The 12,920-nt window shown below is 43.9% G+C and carries 11 protein-coding genes; 6 read left to right on the forward strand and 5 right to left on the reverse strand.

Translation table 11 applies throughout. The features are described 5' to 3' along the window. Window positions 1–61 precede the first annotated feature (61 nt). Window positions 62–412: a VOC family protein gene (locus tag ACFI6G_RS11765; protein ID WP_010428944.1), complete on the reverse strand. Its 351-nt coding sequence runs from the start codon at window positions 410–412 to the stop codon at window positions 62–64. Between the two features lie 88 nt (window positions 413–500). After that, window positions 501–2,576 carry a DNA helicase IV gene (helD, locus tag ACFI6G_RS11770; protein WP_462710275.1) on the reverse strand — a complete coding sequence of 692 codons (2,076 nt, stop codon included), beginning with the start codon at window positions 2,574–2,576 and terminating at the stop codon, window positions 501–503. A gap of 176 nt (window positions 2,577–2,752) precedes the next feature. Here helD and yccS point away from each other — a divergent pair, with 176 nt between their 5' ends. The 5 genes from yccS (at window position 2,753) to ACFI6G_RS11795 (ending at window position 8,329) form a co-directional block, all read left to right on the forward strand. Further along, window positions 2,753–4,936, forward strand: a complete 2,184-nt coding sequence (gene yccS, locus ACFI6G_RS11775; protein WP_010428937.1) for a YccS family putative transporter — start codon at window positions 2,753–2,755, stop codon at window positions 4,934–4,936. A gap of 353 nt (window positions 4,937–5,289) precedes the next feature. Beyond that, on the forward strand, window positions 5,290–5,475 hold the full coding sequence (locus ACFI6G_RS11780; protein WP_010428935.1) for a hypothetical protein: 186 nt from the start codon (window positions 5,290–5,292) through the stop codon (window positions 5,473–5,475). 121 nt (window positions 5,476–5,596) lie between these two features. Continuing rightward, window positions 5,597–5,917, forward strand: coding sequence for a hypothetical protein (locus ACFI6G_RS11785; RefSeq protein WP_010428933.1), 321 nt, complete (start codon window positions 5,597–5,599; stop codon window positions 5,915–5,917). Window positions 5,918–6,079: 162 nt separating this feature from the next. Next, window positions 6,080–7,339 (forward strand): hydroxymethylglutaryl-CoA reductase, encoded by a 1,260-nt coding sequence (locus ACFI6G_RS11790; RefSeq protein ID WP_215945702.1) that lies wholly within the window; start codon window positions 6,080–6,082, stop codon window positions 7,337–7,339. A 78-nt stretch (window positions 7,340–7,417) separates the two neighbouring features. After that, entirely contained in the window at window positions 7,418–8,329 is a 912-nt protein-coding gene (locus ACFI6G_RS11795) for a LysR family transcriptional regulator (RefSeq protein WP_016788176.1), read from the forward strand. A gap of 61 nt (window positions 8,330–8,390) precedes the next feature. Here the strand turns inward: ACFI6G_RS11795 and ACFI6G_RS11800 are convergent, their stop codons facing one another. From ACFI6G_RS11800 to ACFI6G_RS11810, 3 genes are all read right to left on the reverse strand, one after another. Further along, on the reverse strand, window positions 8,391–9,287 hold the full coding sequence (locus tag ACFI6G_RS11800) for a YjjW family glycine radical enzyme activase (RefSeq protein ID WP_016769177.1): 897 nt from the start codon (window positions 9,285–9,287) through the stop codon (window positions 8,391–8,393). Window positions 9,288–9,359: 72 nt separating this feature from the next. After that, on the reverse strand, window positions 9,360–10,925 hold the full coding sequence (locus tag ACFI6G_RS11805; RefSeq protein ID WP_016769176.1) for a YjjI family glycine radical enzyme: 1,566 nt from the start codon (window positions 10,923–10,925) through the stop codon (window positions 9,360–9,362). A 334-nt stretch (window positions 10,926–11,259) separates the two neighbouring features. Then, window positions 11,260–11,859 carry a class I SAM-dependent DNA methyltransferase gene (locus tag ACFI6G_RS11810; RefSeq protein ID WP_462710276.1) on the reverse strand — a complete coding sequence of 200 codons (600 nt, stop codon included), beginning with the start codon at window positions 11,857–11,859 and terminating at the stop codon, window positions 11,260–11,262. A gap of 161 nt (window positions 11,860–12,020) precedes the next feature. Between ACFI6G_RS11810 and ACFI6G_RS11815 the strand changes: the two genes are divergently transcribed. Continuing rightward, window positions 12,021–12,899, forward strand: coding sequence for a LysR family transcriptional regulator (locus ACFI6G_RS11815; protein ID WP_010428915.1), 879 nt, complete (start codon window positions 12,021–12,023; stop codon window positions 12,897–12,899). Window positions 12,900–12,920 lie beyond the last annotated feature (21 nt).

The raw sequence follows: 12,920 nt of genomic DNA on the forward strand, positions 1-12,920 counted from the left end.
TTATCGCAGGCTTAATTATTTGTAACGCTTGGTAAAAGTAACTCTATGCTTCGGAACGAAGCTAGTTATCGCTCCACACCGCCATCTCATTACCACTCGGTTCTTTAAAATGGAAACGTCGTCCGCCAGGAAAGCTAAAAATCTCTCGGTTTATATGCCCACCAGCATCAATCACATCACGCTCGGTTTGCTCAAGATCTTGGCTATAAAAAACCATCAGCGCCGCGCCACTTTCAGCATCAGAAGCTAACTCTGCCAAATAGAACCCTCCCATCAAACCTTTACCTTCAAAAGCAGAATATTCAGGACCGTAATCTTCAAACTTCCAACCAAACACTTGGCTAAAAAATACCTTTGTTGCTGTGATGTCTCGTGCAGCAAATTCGATGTAGTTAATAGAACCATGTTCCATAGCGGATTCCTTGTGCTTTATGCCGTTGCCTTATTGATAATAAAGCGAGCCTTGGAGACCTAATCTTAGACCATCACATCAAGTCACATTACCTTTTTCGAACCACTGGATAATCAGAGCCATGAAGTTCTTGTACGAAGCCAGAACCATCACCGCTGTGCGTAATCCAAACTTTCTCTTTAGCTCGCGTCATTGCCACGTAAAACAGGCGACGCTCTTCAGCGTAAGGGAAAACATCGGACGATTCAGTCAATGCTCCATCAATGTGTAGCTGCTTCTTTTTAGCCGGGAACTGTCCTTCATCAACACAAAGGATAATCACGAAGTCGGCTTCTTTACCTTTACTCGCATGGCAGGTCATAAAATTGATATCAATCGAAGTGTAGATTTTTTTCCAATCTTCTAACAATTCAGGCTTGTGGTAATGATTACGACCAAGCAACAAGACAGATTTTTTGGTTTTACCTTTCGATTGTCGATTCAATTGATCGAGGATCTTCTCCACTTCTTTACTTGGCGCACTATAGACCGCCTTCTGCTTTTGTTGCTTAAAGCTGTTCAGCTCTTTCGGCAACTGAATCGGGTTTTCTTGTACAAAGCGATTGGCAACCGCACCTAACTGATTATTAAAGCGATAAGTTGTATCTAGATGATGAGTAGTCGAGCTCTCAAAACGATCCTTAAAGCCCGTAGTTAGATCAACATCTGCACCTGCAAACTGGTAGATAGACTGCCAGTCATCACCAACTGCAAAGATAGAAGCTTGGTGTTGAGCCTTCGACTGATTACAAAGCGCTTCAACCAGAGCAAGACGATCAGGTGAGATATCTTGGTATTCATCGATCATGATGAACTTCCAAGGCGAGACAAACTTGCCCTTCTCCACGTATTGAGTCGCACGACTAATCATGGTCGAGAAGTCGATATGATTCTCTTCTTTTAGCGCTTTCTGCCATGCGATGACACACGGCCAGCACAATGAAAGTTCACTGTTTAAGCGCGTGTAATCCCGATGATCGATTAACTGTTGCTGGACTTCTTTCTTCGATAAGCCCGACGCGTTTAACTGCTCAAGTTGTTTTTCGAGCCAACCGATTAACTTAAGGTTCGATACATGACTACCAAGTTCATCATCTCCGGTCAAATACGCGATTGGCCATTTAGACAGGTGTTTTTGCCAACGCTTGAAGTTGGTCGGCGTCATCCAGTGCTTCTTCAACCAATCAATGCACCATGCTTGGCGTTGATTATTGTCTAGCGCGAGAGGAGAAATAACAACGCGTTCGGTTTCTACTTGATTCAGTATCTTCAAACCTAATTGATGGAAAGTGCTGACTTGAACTTTTTCAGCTGATAAGCCAATTTTGCTATCGAGACGCTGTTTCATTTCGTCAGCCGCTTCTCGACCAAATGCAAGCAATAGAATCTCTTCAGCTTGAGCCTGATGGCTTTGCAATAAATAAGCAACACGAGCCGTCAGAACGCTAGTTTTACCTGACCCTGCACCAGCAAGAATGAGGTTATGGTCGTCGTTCATCAAAACCGCGTATTGCTGAGACAAATTCAACGGTGATGACTCACATTGTGCAAACAGCACTTCCCAGTTCTTCCTTTCAGTTTCTAGCCACTGTTGATTTCGTTCAGCTTGTTTAATCTCGGTTTCTAACAACCATGGCTGCATACGAGCAAATCGGTTTGGCATACGCTGAGCCGCTTCTTCTAGCGTCATCGTCATATTTTCTAAACTTGAATTGACCATTTCAACCCAAGTATTGACCTTGGAATGCGGCAAGAAAGCAGGAAGTTGCTCCAAACGAGTTAATTCAGCTTCCCATTGAGGGACGTGTTCCGCGAGTTGTTCACATTGAGTGTCATGCCATTTTTGATAAGCGGCAACGGAGGCTCGAGCAAACTGACGACACTGATCCCAAGGTAGCCCTTGCACTAACCAGCTGCGCTGTTTGCCATCTTGTTGGTTAGCAAAAAACTGCAACGATCCCCAAAACAAGCCGCGCTTTATCGCGATCTTGCCACTCCAAATAGTAAACGGGATACGTTCTTCACTACCCACTGAAGACAACAGTAGGCGTGGACCATCAAGTTCGACCTGATGATACTCATTTTGAATAAAAAACTGTGCAGTCTTGTTAGCGCTTAGCTGCATTGGAGCGTGCTCTTAATTGGGAATATTGAATTTATATCATGATGCAATCAGAATTAATAATATCTCATATCTTATCGACGCTTTCATGACCATCTAGGGACAATTATGGATAAGTATCAAATTCTTGTGCTTGATTTCTGTTAGGATTATGGTTTTAGTGTGTCAAGTGAGCGACTGTGGACTTTTCTGCCAAATTACGCCTCTATTGGGCGAATAAAACCATAAATTACAGCGTATTAATTCTCATCACCCTACTCGGTGTTGTGGTGCCTGCTTGGTATTATGGACAAAACACACTCATCACCCCACTTATTTTAGGCGTCATTGCTGCTGCTCTAGCGGAAAGTGATGACAGCTTTACTGGTCGATTGAAAGCACTCACATTGACCTTTATCTGTTTCGCTGTTGCAGCCTTCTCTATTGAGATTCTTTTCGATACACCTTGGCTGTTCGCGATAGGGCTTTTCGTTTCAACCTTCTCTTTCATCATACTCGGAGCGATTGGCCCTAAATACGCCAGCATCGCGTTTGGCTCGCTGTTGGTCGCTATCTACACCATGCTTGGCGCTCACGAAAGTACCAACCTATGGTTTCAGCCTTTGCTGCTATTAACAGGGGCAGCTTGGTACTACTTCATGTCAATGATTTGGCAAATTGTCTGGCCAATGCAACCCGTGCAACAGAACCTTGCTACCGTATTTGATCAAATTGGCACCTATATGGGATCAAAGGCGGAGCTATTCTATCCTGTGTCTGACCTTATCCCACAGCCACACCGTATAATTGAAGCTAAGTTGAATGCCAGCACCGTTAATGCACTAAACATGTGCAAAGCAACGTTGCTTAACCGTTCCAAGCGAGGGCACATTGATGGCCCAAGTGACCGGTTCCTAAACACCTATTTCATCGCGCAAGATATTCATGAACGTGTCAGTTCAAGCCACTATCGCTATCAAGAGCTAGCTAAACATTTCGAACGTTCTGATGTTCTGTTTCGCTTCAAATACCTGCTCGAAGCTCAAGCTGCGGCCTGTAAAGAAGTTGCGGCGTCATTAAAAGTTGGTGCTGAATATCAACATGGCGACAAATCTGTACTGGCACTTGATGAATTGATGTCTTCACTGAATCATTTACAGCAACAGAACAAGCCAGAATGGAAGCCACTGTTAAACCAATTGAATTATCTATTCAACAACCTAGCTACCGTTGAAAAACAGCTATCGAATATCAGTAATCCAGATGCCGAAAAACTAGAAGAAGGTGTGTTAGACGATACGAACCCACATACTTTGACAGCAATGTGGCAAAAGATCAGAGCCAATCTGCATACCGACTCCATGCTATTTCGCCACGCAATCCGCATGGCTATTACGCTCACACTCGGTTACGGAATCATCCAAGGTTTTAATATTGAACGTGGTTATTGGATTCTACTCACGACGCTGTTCGTTTGTCAGCCAAACTACAGCGCAACTCGACAAAAACTGACCGCCCGTGTCATTGGCACGGTAGCAGGTTTACTCATTGGGGTTCCGTTACTGACTTTCTTCCCTTCCCAAGAGAGCCAATTGGTTTTCATTGTCATTAGTGGCGTGATGTTCTTTGCATTCCGCATTAATAACTATGGCTTCGCAACGGGCTTCATTACCTTATTGGTATTATTCTGTTTTAATCAACTTGGAGAAGGCTTCGCCGTTGTACTTCCAAGATTAGCTGACACCTTTATAGGTTGTGCTCTCGCCGTACTCGCTGTGATCTACGTATTACCAGACTGGCAATCAAAGCGATTACATAAAGTCATGGCAGACGCCCTCGCTTCAAATAAAAACTACCTGGCTCAAATCATTGGTCAGTACCGTGTAGGTAAAAAAGACACGCTAAATTACCGTATTGCACGTCGCAGCGCACACAATAACGATGCGAACCTAACAGTGGCCATCAGCAGCATGTTGGTTGAGCCCGGCAAATATCGCACCTCAGAAGATGAGAGCTTTCGATTCCTTACGCTCAATCATGCTTTACTAAGCTATATTTCAGCACTCGGTGCCCATCGGACTCGTATCGATGACGAAGCCACACACAAACTGGTATTGGACGCACACCGTGTCATACATGAGCATCTCAACGCTCTCAATGATCAGCTCTATTCTCATCAAGAACAGTGTGAAGTGAAAAATTCTTACGACCCTGAGCTTGATCAGCGTTTAAGTGAATGGCGAGAAGAAGATGAAAGCTCTGTCAGAATGGTCTTACAACAGCTTCATTTGATTTATCGAATGCTTCCAGAACTCCATACCTTAGCGACCAAATTTGCGGTAAAAGTTAAGATTGATAAGTCGCTCGACACAGGCGCGTCTTGAGAAATAAACAAAATACTGTAAAAACAAAAAGATAGCCAAGATCGAGCAATTATTAACCACCCTTTTATTTGTACATTGTTCTATCAATAGCAAAAACTCACTCTACCCATACCGATAAGGAGGCAAGACAAACTATTACGCGACCTTATGCAATAAGGGCTGAGGAGATTTTTACATTGTGGGAATTTTCTGACATTGATTGACCAAGCCATAACTTTGCCTAACATTTCTCGGACAAAAAATGACCAAAGCAATTTATAGTTGTCTTAGTTTTGGGAACTATCAAACTTCATTTAATATTCACTTAATCTTGTTTGATTTTCCGAATCAGTAGGCTATGCTCTATAGAGCATATGGATTTGAACAAAGGTCACACTATGAATACACAACAATTTGAAGCGTTTAAGGAGCAAATACAGCTTCTCAATCCTCAACAACTTAAAGCGCTTCAAGGCGAGATCGACGGAAGTCTTGAGCTGGATAAGCCATCTCTTCTGACTGATGAAGAGCTAAACGCGCTAAATGACCTGTTCAATTAGTAGACACCCGTCACTATTTTAGCTCAAGTTCATCGTTTCATAGTAAGTTTTATCAAATCATCATTGCGCTCAATATATCGTCCACCTAGACTTAGTCCGTATGTCAATTAAAGGTTCTGCTATGTCGATATCGGGAATTCAATCTGGTTATGCCATCATTCAGCAGTCAACCAATATGGCTGAAGAAGCAGCGCTCGAACTCAACCAAGCCTCTCAACACACATCCAACCCCGACGACCAAATCCAAGGTAGCGACTTGAGCTTTAATCAAGTAGAACCTGACCAATCCATTTCTTTTAAAGAGAAAGAAGCTGATCCCATTACCTCGTCAAACGATGCAATCTTAAAACTGACACAAAGTGCAAATTACAACCGTGTGGGAGCCAGCGTGATTGACCGTCAAAATGAAGCCATCGGTAGTCTTCTCGACATCCATATTTAGAATAACGTCTCAAAGGCCATTTTTTGAGCCATCATTAGCTCCTTTTTGTCATCACAACCACACAAACTGTAACTCATTATATCAGATGCTTGTTTCTGGCTTATTACTCGGTAGAATCAGCGCAAATCAATTTTGCTGCGCAAACTTTACTTCATACTATTTATGCCAAAACTAAATCTGCATCGCCGTGACTATGTTTCTATTTTAGGGGGCGACATCTCCGCAGACGAATTAGAAAAAAAGCTTCAACCTCATTTTGAAAAGCCAGTGAATAAACTGACTCCGAGCCCGTACCTGACAGAAAAGAATCTAACGCGCCGTTGGGCTGCTCTCAATAATTCAGAATCACAACAAGAGCTACTCGACCCGCATACGCAAAGTCAATTCCAAGCCTACGAAAAAAACATCGAGCACTTTATTGGAACAGTGAAAATCCCTGTTGGTATATCTGGTCCACTAAGAGTCAATGGCTTATTCGCTGAGGGTGACTACCTGGTACCGCTAGCAACAACTGAAGCTGCACTTGTTGCATCTTATAACCGTGGCTCAAAGCTGATTACCGCTTGTGGTGGCGCAAGTGCAATGTTGTTAAACGAAGGCGTCACTCGTACCCCAGGCTTTGCATTCCAAGGGTTAGTTGAAGCCGGGCAGTTTGTGGCTTGGGCCGTGACACAATATGACCAATTTAAAACCTTGGCGGAATCGACAACCTCACACGGCAAACTTACCGACATCAATATCAACATCGAGGGTAACCATGTTTACTTGGTGTTTGAATTTCTAACTGGAGATGCCTCTGGTCAAAATATGGTGACTATCGCGACCAATGCCGTATTTGAGTACATCATAGAAAATACGCCAGTTAAGCCTGATCATGCCTTTCTCGATGGCAATTTATCAGGCGACAAGAAAGCCAATACACAAACCTTACGAAGCGTTCGTGGCAAAAAAGTCACCGCTGAGGTGAATATATCCCCAGAATTGGTTGCTAAGTACCTACATACCACGCCACAGAAGATGGTTCAGTTTGGCCAGATGACCACTGTCGGCGGTGCTTTGAGCGGCACTATCGGCATTAATGCCCATTATGCCAATGCACTAGCTGCTCTCTACATTGCTTGTGGCCAAGACGCAGCGTGTGTTGCTGAATCAGCAATAGGCATGACTCGTATGGAAATCAACAAAGAAGGCGGTTTGTACGCGAGCGTAACACTGCCTAATTTAATGTTAGGAACAGTGGGCGGCGGTACTTGCCTGCCAAGTCAAAAGGCGTGTCTCGATTTACTTGGTCTTCACGGCAATGGTAAATCACAAGCCCTCGCTGAGGTATGTGCTGCACTGTGTCTGGCGGGTGAGCTATCGATTGTCGGTGCGTTTTGCGCTGGCCACTTTTCACGAGCTCACCATAAATTAGCTCGTTAATAACCTTTATCTAATTTGGCTTGTGTGATTGTGTGGATTAAGCAAAATCACAAGCCATTCTTAATGCGTGAGTCACAAATGGATTATTTACACTTATCTAGAGTGAGCCTTAAGCACCTCACTGCGCTTCATATTATGCTAAATACCCACAGCGTCACGCAAACCTCAGAGCAACTCTGTGTAAGCCCTTCGAGTGTAAGCAAAACCTTATCTCAACTACGCGACATTCTAAATGACGAACTGTTTTACCGAGATGGCACCAAACTGATCCCGACACCATTTGCATTGCAGATAGCTCCGACTGTTCACGCGATCCTTTCAAGTATGAATGGATTGCTTCATCAAAAAAGTTTTTCACCTCAAAAATACCAAGGTAGCTTTTCGCTGTCGATGCGTGAAAGTACCTTTGAAGTTTTCGCCTCTAAGATCAGCAAAATCACCACCGAACTCGCCCCCAAGGCTAAGCTCAATATCTACTCCAAGCAACAACTCGGCTTCGATGCTCTGCTTAGTGGCAAGGTAAACTTGATCTTGTTACCTCATGATATTTCCCAGCCCCCAACAGATAACAAAGAACTGGTTTGGGAAACAATTCTTCCAGACGAAATGGTATGTTTAATGGGCGCACACCACCCTCTCGCTCAGCGGGACCTGACCGTTGAAGGTTATTTAGATTATAAGCATATTGGGATCTTAGATAATGAACTCTCCAAGCCTTACTTTGAGCAAAACCTGGTTCAATGCCATAAACCACGAGAGATGGCGATATCGGTAGCAGATTTTGGTGCTGCGGCTGTGCTGTGCCATCACACACCTTTCTTGTTCACTTGTTCTAAGCAGTGGGCTGAACAAGCTAAACAAGCTCAAGGTTTAGTGAGCAAGCCCTTGCCTTTTGATTACGGTAAGGTGGCGTATAGCTTGGTATGGAACAAACCCAACATGAATGACCAAGCGATCAAATGGTTGTGTGACTTGTTCTTAGAAGCCTAGGTATTAACTGGAAGCAACTCTAACAAGCTAACTCCTTTTGTGAAAGCGGGCTTCAAAAGAATTAGGTATATACCCCAGGGGTTTGTATCGGCCTTTGAACTATGGTGTAGAGCTTATCGTGAAAGCTCTGCATCTGTTGTTCGGTGCATGTCGGCCAATCTAACGCTTCGCCAATCACGCCATGATGTTGAAACGCATTCAGTCGAATTCCAACATCACTAGGCAGCACCTTCAAGTAACATCCCACCTGTTCAATTTCATCTTCGAGATCGCTTTTATTTGGGATATGCAACAACCTAACTTCATGCAGTTTGCCTTTCTCAGCAAGGTAGTTAATGGCTTTGAATACTCGATGGTTGCCTCTTCCGACAAGCCATTGATGCGTTTCCGATTGCCATGATTTTAAGTCAATCATCGCACCATCAAGGTATGGTAATACTCTTTCCCAACCTTGTATTGGTAACGAACCATTACTATCAATAAAGCACGTAAGGTGTGCTAATTGCTGATCACTTTTAATTGCTTGGAACAGCTCGATAATAAACGGCAGTTGCATCGTCGCCTCACCGCCAGAGACAGTGATACCGCTCAGAAAGAATGCGTTATGTTTAACGAGAGTAAGAATCTCAGAGACCGTCATTGTGGTAATTTTCGGACTCGACTTATGAGCGCAGATATCGATGCACTGATCGCAATTTGTACAGGCTGCCAGGTCCCACACAACTTTACCTTTAGTCAAAAATAGTGCGCCACTTGGGCAGCCACTAACGCAGCCTCCACAATGGTTGCAATGATTGATGGTGTGTGGATTATGACAAGTAATACAATCAAAATTACAACCTTGCAGAAACAGCACCAAGCGATTTCCCGGTCCGTCAACACAAGAAAAGGTCAGCACACGGCTGACCTTCGCTTGTTTTTCTGTCTTATTATTTTTAACCCTAGCCATTTGAGTCATTAGATCAGAAACTTTTATTATTCATAGTATTAATACGATACTTAAGCTCACTGTCATACGTACGCTTAAGTATTAAGCGTACGTCGGTGACATCTCTAAACTCGCTACTCGTGGTTTGCGCTCAAGAATGCCCGTGTTTTTAGCCGCTTCAGCACCTAAGAATGTGGTATTGGTACGTGAACCTTGCTCATCATATTTTGCAATATCAGATAGCTTGACCATATAACCTGTCACGCGAACCAGATCATTTGACGCGACGTTAGCCGTAAACTCACGGTAACCCGCTTGAATCGCCCCTTTGCACAAATTGAACATCGCTTCAGGATTAGATTTCACTGTTTCGTCGATGGTAAGAATGTCACTGATACCCGAGGTGTAGAACTTATGGTGACCCGCGGTAGCGCGAACGTAAGAGACTGGGTCAGGTTCGGTGCCATAAGGAATACGCACACCCGGAGTCACATCTTCATCTAAACTAATACCGCCTTGAGCATGCAGCAAAGCTTTACCCTCAAGCCCATACTTCACTTCAGAGCTTTCAACGATCTCAGCCAGCTTTTCAGAAATGCGGTGACCAAGTTGATTAGCTTGTTCATCGTGACCATAGCGCCCTGCTTTACCTTCTTTTTCCAACAGAATGTTTACCGCTTCAGCCATGCCATAAATGCCAAACATTGGCGCAAATCGGTCTTCTTCAATAAGGCCTTCTTTGGCCAGGAAGCCTTTAAAAAAGTGAGACTCTTCATGCAAGAAGCGGCTACGTGCGTTCATCAGTTCAACCATTTTGCCACTGTAATTCGGCAATACTTGTCGTAAGAAATCAGCACTATCCTCAGACTTCAACGCCACTTGCTTAAGGTTCACACGCACCAAGGTGTTTGAACCACCCGCTAGAGGCAAAGAGTTATAGCAGCTCACAATACCAAAACGCTTGTCGCCGTAAGCCTCGGCATGCGCTGGATAGTTTGCGATATGTGGTTTACCGCACTCGCAGATATTGCTTGCCGCATGACGAAGTAGATCGTCAGGGGTCACAGCAGGGTCGTACATAAAGGTTAGGTTTGGTGCGATCTGCTTCAGTTCAGCATCTACGCGCAAAATCGTACGGCACACAACGTTGTCTGTTGGACCGATATTAACGTGCATGAACGCATCAGGAAGCGTGCGATCCAACATGATCCAGAACAGCTTAAGTTTTTGATATACCTGTTCATCGGTTAGGTCACCAACAAAAGGCATCAATACATCATCCAGCTGTCCTAGGTAGACCGGAATCGACGTCACAGATGGAACGTGATGGTAGATAATGGTAAGCATGTTCAACGCTTCATCAAAATTGGTTGCCGCGCTAAGCTCTAAATACTCTGAGCCTTGATGTAAGTATTTAGAATAGTCTGGAAGTACATAGCGCGGCTTAAATGGAGCGTGGCCTTCAAACATGTCACATAGCACACCTTGTTGTAAGGCTTCCTCTACTTCGTTGCTTACCGGCATATACGGCAGGCTGGCTTCGGCTTCTAAAGCAAGATAGCTCGACTTCTGTTTTGGAGACAGGTTGGCATCTGAAATGATATTGCTAAAGCGTTGTTGTTGATCTGAAAGTGGTGAAGAAGTAGATGACGCAGATTGGTGGCTCATGATGAAACCCTTAAACTTATTATGGGCTTATTTTATATCTCACAGCCGCATTTCCACTAATGAAATGTAGTCAACGATACATTTCCAAAATGGAAACTACCAGTTTATTACTTGTCGGAAACTAACTTATCTATGATCAAAATGGGAAAGAGGAAATCAGTATTGCCGTTGGTAGTGGTAGTGGTAGTGAAGATATTAAAAAGCACTCACTAGCTCGCCTGTTTGGAACACAAACGACTAAAAATAGAAAACCCACATCACTGACCTTAAGTCGTTAATGTGGGTTTAGTGTTTGAAGGAGTACTCTGAATGCTAGCTCAAGATGTATTCTCTATTACAGATGAGGAAGTGCTTGTTTTCGTCCAACACCCATCAATACTTTCAAAGTACCTTGTGGCGTATCAATCGAGAACGGTGTTGATACTTCGACAACTGAAAAACCGGCTGCACTTAATACGTTTTCAGAGCGCTGTTGGCTAACGCCATAATCATCACTGTCATTGTCTAAGTACCAATCCCAGTGTACAAACGTGCCATCGTTTTCAAGCAACGTGTAAATAAGACTGACTGTGTCTTGTAAGTTAGGGATAAAACCACACACCGAAGAAGCTACCACTACGTCAAACTGGTTTCTGAATGCTGGATGCTGCGCTGCAAGTCCCCGCGATAAAAGATCAACAACAGGTTCAACGTTGGGTAACTCTTTCTTATCTAACTCTTCAATCATCCCTTCGGAGATATCAAGTGCGATGATCTCTTTTGCTAAAGGAGATATTTTCTGGCTGAGTAGTCCTGTACCACAACCAAAATCAAGGACACGGGTTCCGTTCAAATTAACGAGCTGTGTTAACTGGTCAAATACGGACTGTGCGAATACTGCGGTCGCGGGATCTTTATCCCAATCAACGGCGTATTCGTCCCATTGTTTCGCCATCATGGCCTCCATCTTTACTTCTTGTAGGTTCGGAACTTCTCCAGAGTAAACCAAATTAGTCAATTCGTCATAGAGTTATCATGCAAAGATGGACTATTTCTAAGATAGTCAGCACAATATTCAGATAATATGCACCGACACCCGCTCAATATGGAAATGAAATGAACCTTTCTCAAGTCCAAGCCTTTTGTTCTGTTGCTGATTTAGGGTCAGTATCTGAAGCAGCGCGACAGCTTGAATGCAACCGAACCAAACTCAGTATGTCGATTAAAGCCTTGGAAAAAGAGTTAGATGTCGAACTGTTCGTGCGCAGCGGAAACCACGTTGAACTCTCTGAAGCAGGTAAAGCCATCTACAAAGACTGCGAAGGCATGTTAGTAACGGCTGCGCGTATTAAACAAACCTGCCTGCATGTCTCGGGCGAATTCAACGCAGAGATTTGGATTGCACGAGATGATTCCCTACCCGATGAGATGTGGCAGGACTTATCTCATACCTTAAACAACAAGTACCCGTCGACTTCATTCAACTTCGTTCTCGCGTCGAGCGGCGACTTAGCTAACCTCGTTGAAACCCAACAAGTCGACTTCGCATTTGGTGTCGATTACGAACGTGTTGACGATCCAAGGATTATCTACAATCCACTCGGTAAAATTCGAATGATGTCTGTGTGTAAGAAAGGGCATGATCTGAGTGCGATGCGACGTGTTTCTGATGAAGTATTGAGAAATTCAATGCAAGCGACCATGGTTTACCTTAACGAAAAGGATAATCCTGAGCTTGAGCCATTCTCTCGCCGTTACATCGGCTTCTCTAGCTTTGACTTTATGCTAGATACAATCTTACGAGAAGAAGCTTGGGGCGTAATGCCTGAACCATTAATTCGTCATTTATTGCGCGAGCAGGAATTAGCGGTGATCAAGCACACTTACGGCTTGACGCAAGAGGATTACTGCATGTTTACAGCAGCAGGGATGGCTGAACATCCAGGAATGAATTGGTTAGCCGACCAGCTCAGCGACTACTTGTTTGATTTCTAACGGTTAATATCTAAACAGGTG

This window comes from Vibrio sp. PSi01 (assembly GCF_054960695.1).

What these genes read in the sequence shown, in the direction of transcription:
- ACFI6G_RS11765 (WP_010428944.1), bottom strand. Translation starts at nt 412, where the DNA reads ATGGAACATGGTTCTATTAACTACATCGAATTTGCTGCACGAGACATC.
- ACFI6G_RS11810 (WP_462710276.1), bottom strand. Translation starts at nt 11,859, where the DNA reads ATGGCGAAACAATGGGACGAATACGCCGTTGATTGGGATAAAGATCCC.
- ACFI6G_RS11800 (WP_016769177.1), bottom strand. Translation starts at nt 9,287, where the DNA reads ATGACTCAAATGGCTAGGGTTAAAAATAATAAGACAGAAAAACAAGCG.
- helD (WP_462710275.1), bottom strand. Translation starts at nt 2,576, where the DNA reads ATGCAGCTAAGCGCTAACAAGACTGCACAGTTTTTTATTCAAAATGAG.
- ACFI6G_RS11780 (WP_010428935.1), top strand. Translation starts at nt 5,290, where the DNA reads ATGGATTTGAACAAAGGTCACACTATGAATACACAACAATTTGAAGCG.
- ACFI6G_RS11805 (WP_016769176.1), bottom strand. Translation starts at nt 10,925, where the DNA reads ATGAGCCACCAATCTGCGTCATCTACTTCTTCACCACTTTCAGATCAA.
- ACFI6G_RS11795 (WP_016788176.1), top strand. Translation starts at nt 7,418, where the DNA reads ATGGATTATTTACACTTATCTAGAGTGAGCCTTAAGCACCTCACTGCG.
- ACFI6G_RS11815 (WP_010428915.1), top strand. Translation starts at nt 12,021, where the DNA reads ATGAACCTTTCTCAAGTCCAAGCCTTTTGTTCTGTTGCTGATTTAGGG.
- ACFI6G_RS11790 (WP_215945702.1), top strand. Translation starts at nt 6,080, where the DNA reads ATGCCAAAACTAAATCTGCATCGCCGTGACTATGTTTCTATTTTAGGG.
- ACFI6G_RS11785 (WP_010428933.1), top strand. Translation starts at nt 5,597, where the DNA reads ATGTCGATATCGGGAATTCAATCTGGTTATGCCATCATTCAGCAGTCA.